Source organism: Klebsiella sp. RHBSTW-00215, assembly GCF_014103785.1.
Classification (GTDB): Bacteria; Pseudomonadota; Gammaproteobacteria; order Enterobacterales; family Enterobacteriaceae; genus Klebsiella.
This window is the reverse complement of sequence record NZ_JABXQS010000001.1, coordinates 5317858-5339408: the sequence shown is the minus strand read 5'-3', so window position 1 is coordinate 5339408 and position 21551 is coordinate 5317858. Positions and strand designations below refer to the sequence as shown.

Here is a 21551-nt window from a genome sequence, read left to right as displayed (position 1 = left end):
TATGATGTCATCAGTTACCTCTTCAGGTACTTCCCGGTCGGCTTTCAGCTTCTCCCGCATCTGGGATCAGTTTGGCATGCTGGTTGTTTTCGCCGTGCTGTTTATCGGCTGCGTGATTTTTGTGCCCAATTTTGCCTCATTTATCAATATGAAAGGTCTGGGGCTGGCTATCTCGATGTCCGGGATGGTGGCCTGTGGGATGCTATTTTGCCTGGCATCCGGTGACTTTGACCTGTCGGTTGCTTCGGTTATCGCCTGTGCGGGGGTCACCACGGCGGTGGTGATTAACCTGACCGAAAGCATGTGGATTGGCATTACGGCTGGCCTGCTGCTGGGCGCACTGAGCGGCCTGGTGAACGGTTTTGTTATTGCGCGCTTAAAGATCAACGCCCTGATTACAACGCTTGCGACGATGCAGATCGTCCGCGGCTTGGCCTATATTATTTCTGACGGTAAAGCGGTCGGGATTGAGGATGAGCGCTTCTTTACCCTGGGCTATGCCAACTGGTTTGGTCTGCCTGCGCCAATCTGGCTGACGGTTGGCTGCCTGATTATCTTTGGCCTGCTGTTGAATAAAACCACCTTTGGCCGTAATACCCTGGCAATTGGCGGCAACGAAGAAGCCGCGCGTCTGGCAGGCGTCCCGGTGGTGCGGACCAAGATTATCATTTTTGTCCTCTCCGGCCTGGTTTCCGCAGCGGCAGGGATTATTCTGGCCTCGCGTATGACCAGCGGTCAGCCGATGACCTCGATTGGCTATGAGCTGATTGTGATTTCGGCCTGCGTGCTGGGCGGCGTGTCGTTAAAAGGCGGGATTGGTAAGATTTCCTACGTGGTTGCCGGGATCCTGATCCTCGGGACCGTGGAAAATGCGATGAACTTGCTGAACATCTCGCCGTTCTCGCAGTATGTGGTGCGCGGCGTGATTCTGCTGGCGGCGGTAATCTTTGACCGCTACAAACAAAAAGCGAAACGTACGGTTTGATTATCCCCAACCTTTCAGTCTAATCCTAAACCATTGCCAGCGCCCGCTGTGCTGGCAATGACTATCAAAAATGGCGAGGCTGGTCACACTGTCTATACTTACATGGCTAACATTTAGTTAACACCCAGCATTGTGCTGGCCATGATAAGGAGGAACCAGGGTGGCTGACCAGATTTCCGTACCGCCTGCGTTAACCGGAAACTACGCTTTTTTCTTTGACCTCGACGGCACGCTTGCCGGTATCAAACCTCATCCCGATCAGGTGGTTATTCCTGCTGATGTTCTACAAACGTTGCGCCAGCTTGTGCAGCAGCAAAATGGAGCGGTGGCATTGATTTCAGGGCGCTCAATGGCTGAGCTCGATGAGCTTACCCATCCTTTCCGACTGCCGCTTGCCGGCGTCCACGGGGCTGAGCGCCGTGACATCAATGGTGAAACACATATCGTCACACTGCCTGACTCACTCCTCAAGACCCTTTCAACACAGCTGACAACGGCGATGGGTGCACTACCGGGTTGCGAGCTGGAAAGTAAGGGGATGGCTTTCGCGTTGCACTATCGCCAGGCGCCGCAGCAGCAAAGCGCGGTGCTAGCGCTGGCACAAGAAATCGTGCAGCACCATCCTATTTTGGCGCTGCAGCCAGGTAAATGCGTGGTGGAGATCAAACCGCGCGGAGTGAATAAGGGTGAGGCGATTGCCGCTTTTATGCAGGAAGCGCCATTCAAGGGACGTAAACCGGTATTCGTCGGTGATGACTTAACCGATGAAGCGGGTTTTGGCGTCGTCAATCAATTGGGTGGTGTATCGGTCAAAGTGGCGGGTGGCGAAACGCAGGCGCGCTGGCGCCTGCCGGACGTGGCTGCAGTACATCTTTGGATAAATAACATCGCGAATAATGGGCAACAACCAGACGCGCTAACCGACAGGAGAGATGGCTATGGGTCGCTTAGTCGTAGTATCTAATCGTATTGCCCCGCCGGATGATAAAAAGGCCAGCGCCGGTGGCCTGGCCGTGGGGATTATGGGGGCGTTAAAAGCAGCGGGAGGATTGTGGTTCGGCTGGAGCGGGGAAATTGGTGACGACCAGCAGCCGCTGAAAAAGGTGACTCAGGGGAATATTACCTGGGCCTCTTTCAACCTTAGCGAGCAGGATCACGACGAATATTACAATCGTTTTTCCAATGCCGTATTGTGGCCCGCGTTTCACTATCGCCTTGATTTAGTGAATTTTCAGCGCGAGGCCTGGGAAGGGTATCAGCGGGTGAACTCCACGCTGGCTGATAAGCTGCTGCCGCTAATTGAACCTGACGACACCGTCTGGATCCATGATTATCACTTACTGCCATTGGCCAGTGAACTGCGTCAGCGCGGGGTAAATAATCGCATTGGCTTCTTTTTGCATATCCCGTTTCCGACGCCCGAAATTTTTAATGCGTTGCCGCCGCATGCTGAACTGCTTGAGGGACTTTGCGATTACGACCTGCTGGGATTCCAGACCGAGAGTGACCGGCTGGCGTTTCTCGACAGCGTATCAATGCAGACCCGCGTGACGACGTGCGGTGGGAAAAAGCATCTCGCGTGGGGCAAGCCTTTCCACACAGAAGTTTATCCGATAGGCATCGATCCCGATGAAATTGCGCGCAGCGCAAAAGGGCCGTTACCGCCAAAACTGGCGCAACTGAAAAGCGAACTTAAGGGCGTACAAAATATCTTTTCCGTTGAACGGCTGGACTATTCGAAAGGGTTACCGGAACGTTTTCTGGCCTATGAGGCGCTGCTGGAGAACTATCCGCAGCATCACGGCAAGATTCGCTATACCCAAATTGCGCCGACTTCGCGCGGTGATGTTCAGGCCTATCAGGATATTCGTCATCAGTTGGAAACCGCAGCCGGACGGATTAACGGTCAGTATGGTCAGTTGGGCTGGACGCCGCTCTATTACCTGAACCAGCATTTTGAACGCAAGCTGTTGATGAAAATCTTCCGCTATTCAGACGTTGGCCTGGTCACGCCGCTGCGCGATGGCATGAATCTGGTGGCGAAAGAGTATGTGGCCGCCCAGGATCCGCAAAACCCGGGCGTGCTGGTGTTGTCGCAGTTTGCCGGCGCGGCGAATGAACTGCCTACAGCGTTAATCGTCAATCCTTACGATCGTGATGAGGTCGCTGCCGCGCTGGACCGGGCATTAACCATGCCGCTGGCAGAACGCATCACGCGCCATTCGGCTATGTTAGCGGTGATTAAAGAGAACGATATTCACCACTGGCAGGCGCGGTTTATTGCCGATCTAAAGCAGATTGAGCCAAGGAGCGAGGAGAGCCGCTTAGAACGCAAGGTGGCGACCTTCCCCAAACTCGCCTAGAGGCTGAACGGCTGGCGCCTCCCCGGCGCTAGCCCTTTTCAAGACAAACCAGCAGCACGTCAACGCCGCTGCTGCCGACGATATCCTTCGCTGAGCAGGTAGCGCGCGAAAACAGGCTTTGGTTGTGGTTACCGCAAATCACCAGGTCAACGCGATGCTGCTGGCAAAAATCCTTCACGTGATGACCTAACCCGCCGCTGGCGATAATCGTCTTCTCGATAGGGTAATCGGCGTGGTGAGCGAGTTCGGCCAGAAAACCGCGCGTCTCTTCCTGCATTATTTCCCGTAAGTTTTCCATCATCGGCGCTGCAAACTGGTTATACAGCTCCGGGTCCGTCGCCAGCGTGATCAGGCTAACTTTGGCATTGACCGGACGGGCGATAGAAACGGCTTTTTGAATCAGCACCCGGCTTTCCGGGGTCGGCGCAACGGCGACTAACAGATGTGAGTAGGGCATCAAGCCTCCTTGAGATACGCAAAATAACCCTTTTCTATACCCTAAATAATTCGAGTTGCAGGAAGGCGGCAAGTGAGCGAATCCCCAGGAGCTTACTCAGGTAAGTGACTGGGGTGAACGAAAGCAGCCAACGCCCATGCAACTTGAAGTATGACGGGTATATTGTCTTTACTCCGATTCCTTAGCTTTCGCAAGGTTTATCAGCAGCGGAAAAAAGAGCTATGTTTCATCTGCAAAAGAGCTATTTTTCATTAATGGTCCGATCTTTTGCATTAAAAGAAACGTTGTTTTATAAATAAGTGAAGCGTGTTCCTCTACTCTTTGTATTTTTGCCATCGAACGCTTTTGGCTGGCAAAAATGAAAAGGTAACGCCGTTTCCATGCTCTTACTGTAGTCCTATATCAACTCCATTTTTGGCTGAAGTCGCCAAAAGGATTGTCGGAGTTCTCTAAAAAAAGACACAGGATTTACGGCGATGAAAACACGTAAAATCGGTTTGGTTAACTACCTTGCCTACGGATCGGGCGATTTCCTCGGTGCGGGGACCACAGCACTGACTGCAGCATGGCTGCTCTACTTCTACACCACCTTTTGCGGTCTTTCCCCGATTGAGGCGACGCTTATCTTTGCCACTGCCAGGGTTCTGGATGCAGTGATCAGTCCGCTGATGGGCTTCCTGACGGATAACTTCGGTTCGACCTGGCTGGGTAAACGTTTTGGCAGACGTAAGTTCTTTATCCTACTGGGTATCCCGCTCGTCTTTAGCTACTCCATTATGTGGGTAGGGGACATGGGCTTCTGGTACTACCTGCTGACTTATCTGCTGTTTGATATTGTCTACACCATGATTCTGGTGCCGTATGAAACGTTGGTGCCGGAAATGACCGATGACTTTAAACAGAAAACCAAATTCTCCGGCGCGCGTATTTCGATGGCGCAGATGTCGGCGATTCTGGCTTCCTTCCTGCCGGGCGTCCTGCTGACTATCTTCGGTAAGGATAATGCGGTCTCTTTCTTCTATGCGAGTCTGGTGTTTTCGGTACTGTGCGCAATGATGCTGACCTTTGTCTGGTTCTTTACCTGGGAGCGCCCGCGAGAAGAGTGGACGGAAGCGGCGCTACGGGCAGAAGAGGAGAAGCAAAACCTGACCCTGTCCCAGAGCCTTAACCGCCTGTTTATTGAGTTAAGCTCCACCTTGCGGATTAAGATTTTCCGCCAGCATCTGGGCATGTATCTGGGAGGCTATATCGCTCAGGACGTGTTCAACGCGGTCTTTACCTACTATGTGGTGTTTGTGCTGATGCAGGAAGCCTCCATGGCTTCTAACCTGCTCGGCACCATGGCTATCTTCCAGTTTATCGCGGTTATCGCCATGATCCCGCTGTGCATCCGCTTCGGACCTGCCCCATCGTACCGGATGGTGGTGGTGCTGTTTGGTCTGAGCTCGCTCTCCTACGCGGTACTGTATTACGCCGGACTCAGCGATGTTTACTCGCTACTGTTGCTGATTTCCGCAGTTGCAGGCCTGGGACGCGGCGGTATCAACTATGTACCATGGAATACCTACACCTATATTGCTGACGTAGATGAAGTGATTACCGGACAGCGCCGTGAAGGGATCTTTGCCGGGATCATGACTCTAACCCGTAAAGCCTCCCAGGCGGGCGCGGTGATGCTGGTGGGGATCATTATGCAGTTTTCCGGCTTTGTCTCCGGACAGAAAACCCAGCCTTATGAAGTCAGCCACACAATCCTGCTGATCCTCAGCGTGGGGACATTAGTGGTGCTGGCCTGCGGTTTTCTTGTCTCTCTGCGTTTTAAGCTCAACCTGCAAACCCACAGCGTTCTGCGTACTGAAACGCTCAAAATGCGCGAGTCTGGTCGTGCACAGCCGGAAACGGCGACCGCTCAGGATCGTGAAGTGGTGGAGATGCTGGCCGGGATGCCGTACGAATCCCTGTGGGGCAACAACAATATCGGCTACCTGAACCGCAATAAACCTGCCGCGCCGCCGTTGAAGCAACGTTCAGAATTGAATTCGACATATAACAGAGGTTAAGGATATGAAGGTTTGGCCTGTCAAACATAGCCCATTACTGCGTCAGCCAGAGCGTTTTATCGCCCGTAATGAGCTGCAAGCGCTGATCCAGAAGGTAACGCACAACCTGGTCAATATTAAGGATGAAAGCGGGAAATTTTTACTGCGGCTGGACGATGGGCGCATCATTGACACCAAAGGCTGGAACGGCTGGGAGTGGACCCACGGGGTTGGCCTGTACGGCATCTATCAGTATTACCAGCAGACTGGTGATATCGCGATGCGCGAGATTATCGATAGCTGGTTCACTGATCGCTTTGCTGAAGGAGCAACCACCAAAAACGTCAACACGATGGCGCCGTTTCTGACCCTGGCTTACCGCTATGAAGAGACGGGCAATAGCGCATATCTGCCCTGGCTCGATAGCTGGGCAGAGTGGGCGATGCGCGATATGCCGCGTACCGAGTTTGGCGGCATGCAGCACATCACCCTGGCGGAAGAGAACCATCAGCAGATGTGGGACGACACGTTGATGATGACCGTCCTGCCGCTGGCCAAAATCGGCAAACTGCTCAACCGCCCGGAATATGTAGAGGAAGCGGTGTATCAGTTCCTGCTGCATGTACAGAATCTGATGGACCGGGAGACCGGACTGTGGTTCCACGGCTGGAACTACCAGGGGCAGCATAATTTTGCCAGGGCTCGCTGGGCACGCGGCAATAGCTGGTTGACGATTGTGATACCGGATTTCCTTGAGCTGGTGGATCTACCTGAAAGCAGCGCCGTTCGCCGTTATCTGGTGCAGGTGCTGAATGCGCAGATCGCGGCGCTGTCCCGTTGCCAGGACGATAGCGGCCTGTGGCATACGCTGCTTGATGACCCAAACTCCTATCTGGAAGCATCGGCTACCGCCGGTTTTGCCTATGGGATCCTAAAAGCGGTGCGCAAGTGCTATGTGAGCCAGGAATATGCAGAAGTGGCGGAGAAAGCGATTCGCGGTATCGTGCAGAATATCTCCCCTGAAGGGGAATTGCTGCAAACCTCATTCGGTACCGGGATGGGGTCGAATCTCGATTTTTATCGTGAAATTCCGCTCACGTCGATGCCGTATGGCCAGGCGATGGCAATTCTGTGCCTGACGGAATACTTACGGAAATATTTTTGAAAATTCGGGGAGGAGGCGAGCTGTGAAAAGGATATTAGCATTTTAGCCGGGTGGCGGCTAACGCCTTACGCCGGCCTACAAAACACGCAGTATCTGTAGGCCCGTGCAAGCGAAGCGCCGCCGGGCAATCTCTGTCATCGGTCTCAAACCCGGCGCTTGCCGGGTTTTTCCTGCAAATTACATACGCTCTACGGTCTCAATACCCAGCGTATCCAGACCCTGCTTCAGCGTTTTCGCGGTCAGCTGCGCCAGCTTCAGGCGGCTGTTGCGCGTCTCTTCGCTTTCGGCGCTCAGGATCGGGCAGTGCTCGTAGAAACCGGAGAACAGGCCCGCCAGATCGTACAGGTAAGAGCACATCACATGCGGAGTGCCTTCACGGGCGACAACGGTTAGCGTCTCTTCAAACTGCAGCAGGCGGGCAGCCAACTGGGCTTCACGGTCTTCGGTGATAATAACCGGAGCCGCCGCCAGCGCGCTTTCATCAATATCCGCTTTACGGAATACCGAGAGCACGCGGGTATAAGCATACTGCATGTAAGGCGCGGTGTTGCCCTCAAATGCCAGCATGTTGTCCCAGTCGAAGATATAGTCGGTGGTCCGGTTTTTCGACAGATCGGCGTATTTCACCGCGCCAATCCCGACGGCGTTCGCCAGTTTTTCCAGCTCTTCGGCAGGCATATCCGGGTTTTTCTCGGCCACCAGACGGCGGGCGCGTTCCAGCGCCTCGTCCAGGAGATCGGCAAGCTTCACGGTGCCACCGGCACGGGTTTTAAACGGTTTGCCATCTTTGCCGAGCATCATGCCGAACATGTGGTGCTCCAGCGGCACGGAATCTGGCACGTAACCTGCTTTACGTACGATGGTCCACGCCTGCATCAGGTGCTGGTGCTGGCGTGAATCGATGTAATACAGCACGCGATCGGCATGCAGACTCTCGTAACGGTATTTTGCGCAGGCGATATCGGTGGTGGTGTAGAGGTAGCCGCCATCCTTCTTCTGGATGATGACGCCCATCGGTTCGCCTTCCTTGTTTTTGTACTCATCAAGGAACACCACGGTGGCACCTTCGCTCTCCACAGCCAGACCTTTGGCTTTCAGGTCAGCAACGATACCCGGCAGCATCGGGTTATACAGGCTTTCACCCATCACGTCGTCACGGGTCAGCGTCACGTTCAGGCGGTTATAGGTTATCTGGTTTTGCGACATAGTAATGTCAACGAGCTTGCGCCACATTTCGCGGAAATACTCATCGCCGCCCTGTAGTTTAACCACGTAGCTACGTGCGCGTTCGGCGAAGGCTTCATCTTCGTCGTAGTGTTTTTTCGCTTCGCGATAGAAACCTTCGAGGTCCGCCAGCGCCATTTCACCGGCGTTTTCCTGCTGTTGTTTTTCCAGATAAGCGATCAGCATACCGAACTGGGTGCCCCAGTCGCCAACGTGGTTAGCGCGGATCACTTTATGGCCGAGGAACTCCAGGGTTCGCACTGCGGCATCGCCAATAATGGTTGAGCGCAGGTGACCCACGTGCATCTCTTTCGCCACGTTCGGTGCGGAGTAGTCAACGACCACAGTTTGCGCCTGCGGCTGAGCTACGCCCAGACGCTCTGATTTCAGCGCATTGCTGACGTTTTCCGCCAGGAATAGCGGATCGAGGAAAATATTGATAAAGCCCGGACCGGCGATTTCGACCTTGTTGGCAATGCCGTTCAGGTCAAGATGAGACAGTACCTGCTCTGCAAGTTGTCGCGGCGCCATGCCCAGTTTTTTAGCAACGGCCATCACGCCATTGGCCTGATAGTCACCGAACTGGACTTTTGCTGACTGGCGAACCTGAGGTTCGCAATCGGCGGGCGCACCTGCCGCGATCAGGGCGTGGCTGACTTTTTCTGAGAGAAGAGCCTGAATATTCACCGAAATACCTTACGTTTAACACACCGTGACCCTGACGGGGCGGCGCTGGAATGTGGACAAATAAGAGCGGAATTGTACTGTATTTACGCCCGCGAGTCAGGTCAGTATTGCGCGCGCGTTGAATTTAATTTTCTAACACTTTTGATTCGTCAGCATTACGAATGGATATGTTATTGGGCGGCCCGTTCACCGAAAAGCTGCCCAGCGCCAGTCGCTGAATATTGCGGGTTGGTCAGGCTGGGGAAACGCGCTAGATTAGCTCTTTTTAGCGAGTACCGAGGCTTACAATGGCAAACTGGCAGCAAATTGATGAACTGGACGATATTTCCGCGGACCTGCCGCGTTTCACCGAGGCGCTAAATGCGCTTGCTAGCCGGCTTGGTCTCGATATTGCGCCGCAAGATGCCGACCATATTTCCCTGCGCTGCCACCAGAATACGACGGCGGAGCGCTGGAGGCGCGGTTTTGAACAATGCGGTACGCTGCTGTCGGAGAATATCATCAACGGTCGCCCGATCTGTTTATTTAAACTGGATGAGCCAATTTGCGTGGCACACTGGCATTTTCGCATCGTTGAACTGCCGTGGCCGGGCGAAAAACGCTATCCGCATGAGGGCTGGGAGCATGTCGAAATCGTCCTGCCAGGTGAGCCTGAATCGCTGAATTCCCGTGCGCTGGCGCTGCTTTCTGATGAAGGGCTCAGCCAGCCGGGGATTTTTGTGAAAACCAGCTCACCGAAAGGGGAGCACGAGCGACTGCCGAACCCGACGCTGGCGGTGACGGATGGTAAGGTCACTATCAAATTCCATCCGTGGTCGATTGAGCAAATTGTCGCCAGCGAACAATCTGAACGGTGACAGTGTGAAGTGACGCGGCGTCTGCAGCAAAAAATCGTGACATTCTGTCGTGCCTGCGATGTGAACGGAGAGAAGAATGACTTTACTGGAAGTGTGCTGTTACAGCATGGAGTGCGCGCAAGAAGCGCAGCGTAGCGGTGCCGATCGCATTGAGCTGTGCGCCGCGCCGCAGGAAGGCGGCCTGACGCCTTCGCTGGGCGTTCTTAAATCGGTTCGTGATACGGTAACGATCCCCGTTCATCCGATTATTCGTCCGCGCGGCGGTGACTTTTGCTACACCGCAGGCGAGTTTGCGGCGATGCTTGATGATGTCATCGCTGTACGAGAATTAGGGTTTCCCGGGCTGGTTGTCGGTATTCTGGATGCCGACGGCCAGATTGATACGACGCGAATGGAAAAAATTATGGCAGCAGCGGGAACGCTTGCAGTCACTTTTCACCGTGCCTTTGATATGTGCGCCGACCCGCGCCAGGCCTGCTCTGAGCTGTCAGAGCTCGGCATTAAACGTATCCTGACATCAGGCCAACAGGCGTCCGCCGAAAAAGGAATTTCATTAATCAGGGAACTTATTTCCCGAAGCGATACTCCAATCATTATGGCTGGTGCAGGAGTCCGCGCTGCCAACCTGTCGGTGTTTTTGCAGGCGGGGGTTAAAGAGGTACACAGCTCGGCAGGCCAGTGGTTACCGTCGCCGATGCGCTTTCGCAACCCCGGATTATCGATGTCTACGGATGCCGACGCTGATGAATACTTACGCTACGCCGTGAATGGCGAAGCGGTAGCGGAAATGAAGCGTATTATTACCGCGCAAAGAGATTAAATCGTTTTTAGCTGCACATCATGTCGCCCAATATGATGATTGCCCGTACCAGGCCCCTGCCCATTAAACAGGGGCCTTTTTTTATCCAAAATCCGCGTTAGCTTATCATCCTGCTTTTTTCTTTCGCCGCTAACGACTGCTGCGTTTCTGGTTTGGTCGCAATAATCACCGCGCGCAGCGGGGCTGGGTAGCCTTCAAGCGTTTTACTGCTGTCGTTCGGGTCGAGGAATTCGGCCAGCGATTCGGTAGTCATCCACTCGGTGCGGCGCTGCTCGTCAGTTGAGGTCACACATGCATCAACAATGCGCACGTCGATAAACCCGCACTTCTCCAGCCACATCTTTAGCGCGGCGGCAGACGGGATAAAGTAGACGTTACGCATCTGGGCATAGCGGTCACCCGGAACCAGAACGGTATTTTCGTCCCCTTCAACCACCAGCGTTTCAAGTACCAGCTCACCGCCGGGAACCAGCTGATCTTTTAGCTGCCACAGGTGATCGAGCGGGGAGCGGCGATGGTAGAGCACGCCCATTGAAAATACGGTATCAAAGGCGTTCAGCGCCGGAAGTTGCTCGATGCCCAGCGGCAGCAGATGCGCACGCTGGTCGTTGCCCAGCAGTTTACGTACCGCTTCAAACTGGCAGAGGAATAACTGCGTTGGATCGATGCCGACCGCCAGATGGGCTCCGGCGCCAATCATGCGCCACATGTGGTAGCCACTGCCGCAGCCGACATCAAGAATAGTGCGCCCGGTGAGGTCGGAAAGATGCGGCAACACGCGTTCCCATTTCCAGTCGGAACGCCATTCAGTATCGATATTCACGCCGTAAAGCGAATAAGGCCCTTTACGCCACGGCATCAAATTCTTAAGCAGATTTTCAATGCGCAGTCGGTGGCCCTCGCCGAGAGGTTTTTCGCTCTCAGCGGTCACGCTGTGCAGCAGATCCAGGCGGTACGGCGCAAATTCAGGCAGAAATTCAACGGCACGTTCCCACTCACGATATTTGCCGTGCAGCGCTTCGCGTTGCCAGGTCGCAACCTGCGCGGGCAGGGTCTCCAGCCAGTGCGATAGCGGGCTTTTGGCAATCAACTGATAAAAATTGCTGAAACCAATCATGCCACTTCCCCGGATTTTACGGCGATTAACGACCCGAAGTTAAAGCACTGGAACCACAGTTCAGCATGTTCGAAACCCGCTTTACGCAGGCGCGCTTTGTGGGTCTCTACGGAATCGGTGAGCATGACGTTTTCCAGCATGCTGCGCTTTTGGCTGATTTCCAGCTCGCTATAGCCGTTGGCGCGTTTAAAGTCGTGGTGCATGTTAAACAGCAGCTCGCCGACATTGTCATCTTCGAAGCTGAATTTCTCCGACAGCACCAATGCGCCGCCCGGATTCAACCCCTGATAGACCTTATCCAGAATGGCCTGGCGTTCGCCTGGCTCCAGAAACTGAATCGTGAAATTCAGCACCACCATTGAGGCGTTCTCAATAGTGACGTGGCGGATATCGCCTTCAATAACGTCGACTGGCGTCGGCGCTTTATAGGCGTCAATATGACGACGGCAGCGCTCGACCATCGCCGGGGAGTTATCGATAGCAACAATTTTGCATCCAGAATGTGCAATGTTGCGGCGTATAGACAGCGTCGCCGCGCCGAGCGAGCAGCCAAGATCGTAGACCTGGGTGTCTGGCTGAACGAAGCGCTCAGCCAGCATGCCGATCATCGAAATAATATTGGAATAGCCGGGAACAGAACGCTGGATCATATCCGGGAAGACTTCAGCAACCCGTTCATCAAAGGTCCAGTCGCCGAGACTGGCAATCGGCGCGGAAAAAAGCGTATCGCGGTGAGACATAACGTTAAACCCGAAAAATCGAAAACGGCGTATTGTGCGCTAACGGACGGAGAAAACCAACTCCCAGGGCATATACCAGAAGTTAGCCAGCACCATCAGCAACAATGAGCACCAGGTGGCGCTCATGCCGGAACGACGCCAGCGATACAGACGATGATGAAAACCGTAAGAGTGCATCAGGCGTCCGGCAATCAGTAAAATTCCACAAACGTGAATCATCCAGATCTGCGCACCGTTCATTTCCATAAACAGTAGCAAAATCAGTCCGATGGGAACATATTCGACTGCGTTTCCATGTACGCGGATAGCAACCTGCAGCTCGCTGAAACCGCCGTCGCCGTAGCCGACGCGATATTGTGTTCGCAGGCGGACAACGTCGTAAGAAAACTTAATAAGCAATAACGCACCTAAAACGGCATACAGCGCGCTGACCATACTAAAAACTCCCTTTCATTCCGTCCGGTGGCTCCATTCAGGATAGCAGGATATCAGAAAAGAGTGCTTTGCTGCGGAATTGACGGCGCATCACCTATTTCCGGTAGGGCAGAGCGCAGATCGTTCCACAGAGTATCGACCAGCTCCGTAGCCTGGGCAATGTCTGGGGTGTGGAGGAATAAATACGGCGTTGTTGTCTGCGTCCACTGCGGTAATTTTTGCAACCAGACGCCAAAGAGATCGCGATTTTGCGCCATATCGTCGCTGCCGATAAAACGCACCAGCGGGTGGTGGGCCGTCACCAGCGCATGGACCGGTACTTTAGGCTTCTTTTTTTGCGCATCGATCATCGCCGGGGTTCGGGCGACGGTGTTATGAACCGGGCGGCTATCGAGGATCACGCGATTGACGCTACGCTGATGTAGTCCGCGATTGAATTGCTGTTCCGCTTCGCCTTTAGCGAAAAACTCTGGATGCCGTACCTCAACGCCGTAAGTGAACGTCTGTGGCAGGCTATCAAGAAAATGCCAGAGGGCGGGGAGATCTCGTGGGCCGAAGGTGGCGGGCAGTTGTAGCCAGTATTGACCGATGCGCGATGCCAGCGGGGCCAGCCGGGTGAAAAATTCATGACTTAAGTCGTCGCAGTTGCGCAGCGCCGCCTGGTGCGAAATGGTGGCCGGAAACTTAAAGCAAAAGCGAAAGTCATCGTGAGTTTGTTCATACCAGCGGCGGACAATCTCGGCTTTCGGTAAGGCGTACAGGGTGGTGTTGCCCTCCACGCAGTTAAAGTGGCGAGCATATTCTTCAAGGCTGGTGATACCCAGGCGCACCCACTTCGGATGCGCCCACTGGGGAAGCCCAATATAGATCATAAAGCCGAAAGGACTTCCTCGGTGCTGCGCACGCGGGCGATACGCGGGAAGATATTCGTCATGCTGCCCTGGTGCTGGTCGGCGGAGGCTGCGCTGCAGGCGTCTTCGGCAATAATCAGATTAAAGCCCAGTTCCCAGGCGTTACGCGCTGTAGATTCGACGCCGATATTGGTCGAAATACCGCACAGAATAATGGTATTGATACCGCGACGGCGGAGTTGTAATTCAAGGTCGGTGCCGTAAAACGCGCCCCACTGGCGTTTGGTGACTTCAATATCGCTATCCTGCTTACCCAGCGCGAGCGGATAGGTCCACCAGTTTTCCGGCAATGCGTGCGCGCCAGCCTGGGCGTCAACAGGTTGTTTCAGTGCTTCAGCGAAATCAGCCGACCAGCCAACGCGTACCATCACCACCGGGGAACCCTGCTGGCGGCACTTTTGCGCCAGACGTGCCGCCTGGGCAACCACTTTATCGGCGCGGTGCGGACCACCAGCAAAGGGTAAAATACCTTCTTGCAGGTCGATGATCACCAGCGCGGTATTTTTTGCATTGAGTTCTAACATGATATCCCCGTATCTTCTTTTGTTGTCTGGCCGCTACAATACCGTTGCCGATCCTGCTCAAGGGTAACAAATTTTGTTAATTTTTGTGAGCACAGGCAATAAGCGCACGGCAAAGCAACGTAGCACGCTGTGCCGGGCTTATCGTACGGCATAATTTCCAGTATAATAGCCGCCTTTTTTCATTCAGTTGTGACATCAGCTAAAGCTGCGACCTCGTCGCCTGCAAGGCAGGCAACAATCCGCCTGCGGCTAAGTTAAGGGATATCTCATGCGTACAGAATATTGCGGACAGCTCCGTCTGTCCCACGTAGGGCAGCAAGTGACTCTGTGTGGTTGGGTCAACCGTCGTCGTGATCTTGGTAGCCTTATCTTTATCGATATGCGTGACCGCGAAGGCATCGTGCAGGTGTTTTTCGATCCGGATCGTGCGGATGCATTAAAGCTGGCCTCCGAACTGCGTAATGAGTTCTGCATCCAGATAACCGGCACCGTGCGTGCGCGTGACGAAAGAAACGTCAACAACGATATGCCAACTGGCGCAATCGAAGTGCTGGCGTCCGATCTGACCATTATCAACCGCTCCGAAGCGCTGCCGCTGGATTCCAACCACGTCAACACCGAAGAAGCGCGTCTGAAATACCGCTATCTGGACCTGCGTCGCCCGGAAATGGCTCAGCGCCTGAAAACCCGTGCCAAAATCACCAGCCTCGTACGCCGCTTTATGGACGACCACGGCTTCCTTGATATCGAAACGCCGATGCTGACCAAAGCCACGCCGGAAGGTGCGCGTGACTATCTGGTGCCTTCTCGCGTTCATAAAGGCAAATTCTACGCGCTGCCGCAGTCTCCACAGCTGTTCAAACAGCTGCTGATGATGTCAGGCTTCGACCGCTACTATCAGATTGTTAAATGCTTCCGTGATGAAGACCTACGCGCTGACCGCCAGCCGGAATTCACCCAGATCGACGTCGAAACCTCTTTCATGACCGCCGAGCAGGTGCGTGAAGTGATGGAAGCGCTGGTGCGCAGTCTGTGGAACGACGTGAAAGGCGTGGAGCTGGGTGACTTCCCAATCATGACTTTCGCTGAAGCCGAACGCCGTTATGGTTCAGACAAACCAGACCTGCGTAACCCGATGGAGCTGGTGGACGTGGCCGATCTGGTCAAATCCGTTGAGTTCGCGGTCTTCGCGGGTCCAGCTAACGATGCCAAAGGCCGCGTTGCGGCGCTGCGCGTTCCGGGCGGTTCCGCGCTGACGCGTAAGCAGATTGATGAATACGGCAAATTTGTGCAGATCTACGGCGCGAAAGGCCTGGCTTACATTAAAGTGACCGAGCGGGCGAAAGGCCTCGAAGGCATCAATAGCCCGGTAGCTAAATTCCTCAACGCCGAAATCGTTGAAGCCATTCTTGAGCGCACCGGTGCGCAGGATGGCGATATGATCTTCTTCGGCGCAGATAACAAAAAAGTGGTTGCCGATGCGCTGGGCGCGCTGCGTCTGAAGCTGGGTAAAGACCTGAATCTGACTGACGAAGCCAAGTGGGCCCCGCTGTGGGTTATCGACTTCCCGATGTTTGAAGACGACGGTGAAGGCGGCCTGACCGCGATGCACCATCCGTTCACCTCGCCGAAAGATATGTCTGCCGCCGAGCTGAAAGCGGCGCCGGAAGACGCTGTTGCTAACGCCTACGATATGGTCATTAACGGCTATGAAGTTGGCGGCGGTTCCGTGCGTATCCACAGTGGTGAAATGCAGCAGACCGTGTTCGGTATTCTGGGCATTAACGAACAAGAGCAGCGCGAGAAGTTTGGCTTCCTGCTGGACGCGTTGAAATACGGTACTCCCCCGCACGCCGGTCTGGCATTTGGTCTTGACCGTTTGACCATGCTGCTGACGGGTACCGATAATATCCGTGACGTTATCGCTTTCCCGAAAACTACCGCAGCTGCCTGCCTGATGACCGAAGCGCCAAGTTTCGCGAATCCGGCGTCCTTGGGCGAACTGGGTATTCAGGTTGTGGCGAAAGAGACAAAAGAGTCTCTGGAGAATAAGTAAGATGTCATTCAAGCTGCCCGTTTCCGTTCTGGTGGTGATTTATGCCGAAGATACGAAGCGGGTGCTGATGTTGCAGCGTCGCGACGATCCTGCGTTCTGGCAGTCGGTCACCGGCAGCCTGGAAGAGGGTGAAACCGCGCCGCAGGCTGCCGCGCGTGAAGTAATGGAAGAGGTTGCCATTGACGTTGCTTGTGAGCAACTGGCTTTGGTTGACTGTCAGCGCACGGTAGAATTCGAGATATTTTCTCATTTACGTCATCGCTATGCGCCGGGCGTCGAGCGTAATACGGAATTTTGGTTCCGTCTTGCGCTCCCCCATGAACGCCAGATTGTCTTTACGGAACATCTGGATTACCGCTGGGTTGACGCGTCGGAAGCCGCCACGTTGACCAAGTCCTGGAGCAACCGGCAGGCGATTGAAGAATTTGTAATTAACGCCAACTAATTTTCCCCAGAATTTTAGTTATCAGGAAGGCGGCAAGTTGGGACTTCACCCTGAGCTTACTTGAGTAAGTGATGGGTGAGGGCCAATGTAGCCAACGCGCCTGAGGGCTAAAAGGCGACGGAAAAAGGCTTTTTTGGAGATATTATTTTATGGCAGGTCATAGTAAATGGGCCAACACCAAACACCGCAAAGCGGCACAGGATGCCAAGCGCGGTAAGATCTTTACTAAAATCATTCGCGAGCTGGTTACCGCAGCGCGTCTGGGCGGCGGCGATGCGGGTTCTAACCCACGTCTGCGTGCGGCAATCGATAAAGCGCTGGCTAACAACATGACGCGCGACACGCTGAACCGTGCTATCGCACGCGGTGTTGGCGGTGATGATGACGCGAACATGGAAACCATCATTTATGAAGGTTACGGCCCTGGCGGCACCGCTGTTATGGTGGAATGCCTGAGCGACAACCGCAACCGTACCGTTGCTGAAGTGCGTCATGCGTTCACCAAAACCGGTGGCAACCTCGGAACTGACGGTTCGGTCTCTTATCTGTTCAGCAAAAAAGGCGTTATCTCCTTCGAAGCTGGCGATGAAGACGCAGTGATGGAAGCGGCGCTGGAAGCGGGTGCTGAAGACGTTGTGACCTATGATGACGGTGCGATTGACGTTTACACTGCCTGGGAAGAGATGGGTGCGGTACGCGATGCGCTGGAAGCTGCTGGCCTGAAAGCAGATGCTGCTGAAGTTTCTATGATCCCGTCAACCAAAGCGGACATGGATGCAGAAACTGCACCGAAACTGCTGCGTCTGATCGATATGCTTGAAGACTGCGACGACGTGCAGGAAGTTTATCATAATGGTGAGATCTCTGATGAGGTCGCCGCAACGCTCTAATGTTGCCGACCGTTAAACGACTAACCGGAGGCGCGTGATGGCTATTATTCTCGGTATTGACCCGGGGTCGCGCGTCACTGGTTACGGCGTCATCCGTCAGGTTGGACGCCAGCTGAGCTATCTGGGCAGTGGATGCATTCGTACCAAAGTGGATGATTTACCGTCTCGCCTGAAGCTGATTTACGCGGGCGTCACGGAAATTATTACTCAGTTCCAGCCGGATTATTTCGCCATCGAACAAGTTTTTATGGCGAAGAATGCCGACTCGGCGTTAAAGCTTGGGCAGGCTCGCGGAGTGGCAATTGTCGCCGCGACGAATCAGGATCTGCCGGTGTTTGAGTATGCTGCCAGGCAGGTGAAGCAAACCGTCGTCGGTATTGGCAGCGCAGAGAAGAGCCAGGTGCAGCACATGGTGCGCACGTTGCTCAAGCTTCCGGCTAACCCGCAGGCCGATGCGGCAGATGCTTTGGCTATCGCCATTACCCACTGCCACGTCAGCCAGAACGTCGCCCAGATAGGCGAAAGCCGTCTGAATCTGGCGCGTGGACGGTTACGCTAATCTATACCGCCTCGGCGACTGCTGGCTGAGGCGTTTCTACTCCATTAGCTGAAATTAACTCTAAATTTGGATGCAGCCAGAGGCTGGCCGGAGTGACCGTTTTTCGTTCCCACGGAATAGAGCCTAAAAACCAAAACTTCCAGAATCGCAATTTTGCTTCCGGGTTACTGTGCAGCAGTTGTTCAAATGTTTCGACATTGCCCACCGGAATACATAACGCATCTTTATAAATATCAAACACAAATTTTGAACAGAACTGACGCGATGAATCGTATTTAAACCCGGTGTGATAAAGCTTATGCAGACGTGAGGGAACTTGTTCCATGAGCGAGAGCTTTTGCTCGGTGGTTAAACCGCCGCGCAGACGGCGAACAGCGTAACGATGGTTGGCTGAGCGGTGAATAAACTGCGTTAGGGTGGTTACTCCCGAAAGTGGGACCCGACTTTCCGCCACCAGGTAATCATCACCATTATGACCAATAATGATACCCACATGGTTACACCAGCACTGAGAGGCCGTTGATATCTGGCCAAATAATGCCGTGCCAATACAGGTGAAAACAATATCTCCGGTTTCATATTTAACGGAGGAATTAATAAGCATTTTGTCATTCCTTTGGCTTTATATAATGAGAGGGGTATGGCTATCATATCCCGACGTTTCGTCATTGATGGAAAAGCATGAGTAAAGAATTGATAAATATTGTGTCACGCCAGCTATTATTTTACCTTGGCTCATACAGCCTGCGTATAGCGGAGTTTTCTTACTTTTTGTCACGCGGGTAGCATGTGAAAATAATAAACTATATTAACTATCTGTTAATAATATAAGAGATACTGTTGTATAAGAATAAAAAAATAGTGTTTGTCTTTTGGCTCCTCTTGAGTGGATACGTTCTGGTGACTGAGTATCAGCACTACCGCGACAGTACCGTTACCACAGGTGTCGTCTCAGCGATACGATATACCAGCAGCGCGGAGCGAAGAACGAGCGACACCTGTACCTCATTTCGTGGCAGAACGGATTGCTCTGCGCTTTATGAATATGACATTACCTGGTGGGTGGGAAATAAGCCCTACATCTATCATGTTGAAAAGGAGCATACACAGCCCTCGAAAACAATCTGTATAAATATTGTTCAGGGGCGGCCTGGTATTGGTAAGCCTTGCGACTATTTCTTTTTTAATACAAGTTGGTTATCTGGCTTAATTACAATGTGGGCAAGCGTTGCTTTTATTTCCTTTACGCTATTTGTCTATCGTAAGCGCCATCCCGATTTCAGTAAATTGCCTGCTCAGGCTCTCTTTCGCGTTTACAATAAAAAGCGGACTCTGGTGCTGGAAACGCCGGATGAGCAAGAGGCGCTAAAGTTTATCAATAGCGGCTATCGGATTAGTGCTACTGATCGCCATCGGGAAATTATTGGCTCGGGTTGTAAAAGAGGGGTCATTGATTGTACGACTTTTTTTGTGCGCGGCCCAAAGAGTGGGGGAAAGCGCTAACTGTGTTCGCTGAGAGCAGATGTTAGGGGATAACGCATTTTTCATCTGGATATCTATCCAGCCTTTTTTTATGATACTGCATTAGACTTTCAGTCCTTAATCCAGGAGCTCCATGTGATAGGCAGACTCAGAGGCATCATTCTCGAAAAACAACCCCCGCTGGTTTTACTCGAAACGGGAGGCGTAGGCTATGAGGTTCACATGCCGATGACCTGCTTTTATGAGCTGCCGGATGTGGGCAACGAGGCGATAATTTTTACCCATTTTATCGTCCGTGAAGATGCTCAACTGCTGTTTGGTTTCAATAACAAACAGGAGCGCACGCTGTTTAAAGAGCTGATTAAGACCAACGGCGTTGGTCCGAAACTAGCGCTGGCAATCCTCTCTGGCATGTCGGCACAGCAGTTTGTTAGTGCCGTTGAACGCGAAGAGCTGGCAGCGCTGGTGAAACTGCCGGGAATCGGTAAGAAAACTGCGGAACGACTGATCGTTGAAATGAAGGACCGCTTTAAAGGGTTACATGGCGATCTGTTCACTCCGGCGGCCGATCTGGTACTGACATCGCCCGCAGGTCCGGCTGACGATGATGCAGAACAGGAAGCGGTTGCTGCGCTGGTGGCGCTGGGCTATAAACCTCAAGAGGCCAGCCGAATGATAAGCAAAATCGTTCGTCCGGATGCTAATAGTGAAACGCTAATTCGCGAAGCGCTACGCGCTGCGCTGTGAGGTAAGGGATGATTGAAGCTGACAGGCTGGTATCGGCGGACAGCACCGGTTTTGAAGAAGCGGCTGACCGTGCAATCCGTCCTAAAATGCTGGCCGAATATGTGGGCCAGCCGCACGTCCGCTCGCAAATGGAGATTTTTATCCAGGCGGCGAAACTGCGCGGTGACGCGCTCGATCACCTGCTGATTTTTGGCCCTCCAGGGCTTGGGAAAACCACGCTGGCGAACATTGTTGCCAACGAGATGGGCGTAAATCTGCGCACCACTTCCGGCCCGGTACTGGAAAAGGCGGGCGATCTGGCGGCGATGCTGACCAACCTTGAACCGCACGATGTCTTGTTTATCGATGAGATCCATCGCCTTTCGCCGGTCGTTGAAGAAGTGTTATATCCGGCAATGGAAGATTATCAGCTGGATATCATGATTGGCGAAGGACCTGCGGCTCGTTCAATAAAAATCGATCTGCCACCATTCACTCTGATCGGCGCTACCACCCGCGCCGGTTCATTGACTTCTCCGTTACGTGACCGTTTTGGTATTGTGCAACGTCTGGAGTTTTATCAGGTGCCTGACCTGCAATATATCGTCGGGCGCAGCGCTCGTTTTATGGGGCTGGAAATGAGCGAGGAGGGGGCGCTGGAAGTCGCGCGCCGCGCGCGCGGTACGCCGCGTATTGCCAACCGCCTGCTCAGGCGCGTACGCGATTATGCCGAAGTGAAGCATGACGGCACCATTTCGGTAGATATTGCCGCGAAGGCGCTGGATATGCTTAACGTCGATGCTGAGGGCTTCGATTATATGGACCGTAAGCTGCTGTTGGCGGTAATCGACAAATTCTTCGGCGGGCCGGTGGGGCTGGATAACCTGGCCGCGGCGATAGGGGAAGAGCGGGAAACCATTGAAGATGTGCTGGAGCCGTATCTGATCCAGCAGGGCTTTTTACAGCGTACACCGCGCGGGCGGATGGCGACGGTACGGGCCTGGAATCACTTTGGTATCACGCCGCCGGAAATGCCGTAATCGTTGCCCGGGCGATGCCCGGACAACGG

22 protein-coding genes are annotated in these 21551 nt (G+C 53.6%); 14 read left to right on the top strand and 8 right to left on the bottom strand.

What is annotated here, in order from left to right:
* The first annotated feature begins 4 nt into the window (after positions 1–4).
* From araH to otsA, 3 genes are all read left to right on the top strand, one after another.
* Positions 5–985, top strand: coding sequence for an L-arabinose ABC transporter permease AraH (gene araH / locus HV127_RS25455; RefSeq protein WP_110274331.1), 981 nt, complete (start codon positions 5–7; stop codon positions 983–985).
* A 160-nt stretch (positions 986–1145) separates the two neighbouring features.
* Positions 1146–1949 (top strand): trehalose-phosphatase, encoded by an 804-nt coding sequence (gene otsB, locus HV127_RS25450; RefSeq protein WP_182239644.1) that lies wholly within the window; start codon positions 1146–1148, stop codon positions 1947–1949.
* Entirely contained in the window at positions 1924–3348 is a 1425-nt protein-coding gene (gene otsA, locus HV127_RS25445; protein ID WP_182239642.1) for an alpha,alpha-trehalose-phosphate synthase, read from the top strand. Before otsB ends, otsA begins: the two co-directional genes overlap by 26 nt.
* Positions 3349–3376: 28 nt before the next feature.
* On the opposite strand, the gene uspC is transcribed toward otsA, so the two are convergent.
* Positions 3377–3805, bottom strand: coding sequence for a universal stress protein UspC (uspC, locus tag HV127_RS25440; RefSeq protein WP_182239640.1), 429 nt, complete (start codon positions 3803–3805; stop codon positions 3377–3379).
* A gap of 476 nt (positions 3806–4281) precedes the next feature.
* On the opposite strand from uspC, the gene HV127_RS25435 reads away from it, so the two are divergent.
* Both HV127_RS25435 and HV127_RS25430 read left to right on the top strand, forming a co-directional pair.
* Positions 4282–5865: an MFS transporter gene (locus HV127_RS25435; RefSeq protein WP_182239638.1), complete on the top strand. Its 1584-nt coding sequence runs from the start codon at positions 4282–4284 to the stop codon at positions 5863–5865.
* A gap of 4 nt (positions 5866–5869) precedes the next feature.
* Entirely contained in the window at positions 5870–7009 is a 1140-nt protein-coding gene (locus tag HV127_RS25430) for a glycoside hydrolase family 105 protein (protein ID WP_182239636.1), read from the top strand.
* Between the two features lie 177 nt (positions 7010–7186).
* Here HV127_RS25430 and argS read toward each other — a convergent pair whose 3' ends face one another.
* Positions 7187–8920 carry an arginine--tRNA ligase gene (gene argS / locus HV127_RS25425; protein ID WP_182239634.1) on the bottom strand — a complete coding sequence of 578 codons (1734 nt, stop codon included), beginning with the start codon at positions 8918–8920 and terminating at the stop codon, positions 7187–7189.
* A 287-nt stretch (positions 8921–9207) separates the two neighbouring features.
* Here argS and HV127_RS25420 point away from each other — a divergent pair, with 287 nt between their 5' ends.
* Both HV127_RS25420 and cutC read left to right on the top strand, forming a co-directional pair.
* Complete coding sequence (locus HV127_RS25420) at positions 9208–9777, top strand: VOC family protein (protein ID WP_182239632.1); 570 nt, start codon at positions 9208–9210, stop codon at positions 9775–9777.
* 76 nt (positions 9778–9853) lie between these two features.
* Positions 9854–10597 (top strand): copper homeostasis protein CutC, encoded by a 744-nt coding sequence (gene cutC, locus HV127_RS25415; RefSeq protein WP_182239630.1) that lies wholly within the window; start codon positions 9854–9856, stop codon positions 10595–10597.
* A 97-nt stretch (positions 10598–10694) separates the two neighbouring features.
* Here the strand turns inward: cutC and cmoB are convergent, their stop codons facing one another.
* The 5 genes from cmoB to HV127_RS25390 are packed head-to-tail and all read right to left on the bottom strand — an operon-like array spanning position 10695 to position 14324.
* Entirely contained in the window at positions 10695–11714 is a 1020-nt protein-coding gene (gene cmoB / locus HV127_RS25410) for a tRNA 5-methoxyuridine(34)/uridine 5-oxyacetic acid(34) synthase CmoB (RefSeq protein ID WP_182239628.1), read from the bottom strand.
* Positions 11711–12454 carry a carboxy-S-adenosyl-L-methionine synthase CmoA gene (gene cmoA / locus HV127_RS25405; RefSeq protein ID WP_182239626.1) on the bottom strand — a complete coding sequence of 248 codons (744 nt, stop codon included), beginning with the start codon at positions 12452–12454 and terminating at the stop codon, positions 11711–11713. Before cmoA ends, cmoB begins: the two co-directional genes overlap by 4 nt.
* A gap of 39 nt (positions 12455–12493) precedes the next feature.
* On the bottom strand, positions 12494–12889 hold the full coding sequence (locus HV127_RS25400; RefSeq protein WP_110274320.1) for an MAPEG family protein: 396 nt from the start codon (positions 12887–12889) through the stop codon (positions 12494–12496).
* Between the two features lie 53 nt (positions 12890–12942).
* Positions 12943–13761, bottom strand: coding sequence for a DUF72 domain-containing protein (locus HV127_RS25395; RefSeq protein WP_182239624.1), 819 nt, complete (start codon positions 13759–13761; stop codon positions 12943–12945).
* A complete protein-coding gene (locus HV127_RS25390; protein ID WP_182239622.1) occupies positions 13758–14324 on the bottom strand; it encodes a hydrolase in 567 nt (188 codons plus the stop codon). Before HV127_RS25390 ends, HV127_RS25395 begins: the two co-directional genes overlap by 4 nt.
* Positions 14325–14592: 268 nt before the next feature.
* On the opposite strand from HV127_RS25390, the gene aspS reads away from it, so the two are divergent.
* The 4 genes from aspS to ruvC all read left to right on the top strand — a co-directional run bounded on the left by aspS (position 14593) and on the right by ruvC (position 18274).
* Positions 14593–16380 carry an aspartate--tRNA ligase gene (aspS, locus tag HV127_RS25385; RefSeq protein ID WP_182239620.1) on the top strand — a complete coding sequence of 596 codons (1788 nt, stop codon included), beginning with the start codon at positions 14593–14595 and terminating at the stop codon, positions 16378–16380.
* A 1-nt stretch (position 16381) separates the two neighbouring features.
* A complete protein-coding gene (gene nudB, locus HV127_RS25380; protein WP_181485778.1) occupies positions 16382–16825 on the top strand; it encodes a dihydroneopterin triphosphate diphosphatase in 444 nt (147 codons plus the stop codon).
* 149 nt (positions 16826–16974) lie between these two features.
* Positions 16975–17715: a YebC/PmpR family DNA-binding transcriptional regulator gene (locus tag HV127_RS25375; RefSeq protein WP_182239618.1), complete on the top strand. Its 741-nt coding sequence runs from the start codon at positions 16975–16977 to the stop codon at positions 17713–17715.
* Between the two features lie 37 nt (positions 17716–17752).
* Positions 17753–18274, top strand: coding sequence for a crossover junction endodeoxyribonuclease RuvC (ruvC, locus tag HV127_RS25370; RefSeq protein ID WP_110274314.1), 522 nt, complete (start codon positions 17753–17755; stop codon positions 18272–18274).
* Position 18275: 1 nt separating this feature from the next.
* On the opposite strand, the gene HV127_RS25365 is transcribed toward ruvC, so the two are convergent.
* Positions 18276–18878: a YebB family permuted papain-like enzyme gene (locus tag HV127_RS25365; RefSeq protein ID WP_182239616.1), complete on the bottom strand. Its 603-nt coding sequence runs from the start codon at positions 18876–18878 to the stop codon at positions 18276–18278.
* A 296-nt stretch (positions 18879–19174) separates the two neighbouring features.
* Here HV127_RS25365 and HV127_RS25360 point away from each other — a divergent pair, with 296 nt between their 5' ends.
* The 3 genes from HV127_RS25360 to ruvB all read left to right on the top strand — a co-directional run bounded on the left by HV127_RS25360 (position 19175) and on the right by ruvB (position 21522).
* Complete coding sequence (locus tag HV127_RS25360; protein ID WP_228727500.1) at positions 19175–19777, top strand: hypothetical protein; 603 nt, start codon at positions 19175–19177, stop codon at positions 19775–19777.
* Positions 19778–19891: 114 nt separating this feature from the next.
* The gene (ruvA, locus tag HV127_RS25355; protein WP_182239614.1) at positions 19892–20503 is read left to right on the top strand and encodes a Holliday junction branch migration protein RuvA; all 612 of its coding nucleotides are present in this window, start codon (positions 19892–19894) and stop codon (positions 20501–20503) included.
* 8 nt (positions 20504–20511) lie between these two features.
* Positions 20512–21522 carry a Holliday junction branch migration DNA helicase RuvB gene (gene ruvB, locus HV127_RS25350; protein ID WP_182239612.1) on the top strand — a complete coding sequence of 337 codons (1011 nt, stop codon included), beginning with the start codon at positions 20512–20514 and terminating at the stop codon, positions 21520–21522.
* Positions 21523–21551: the final 29 nt, after the last annotated feature.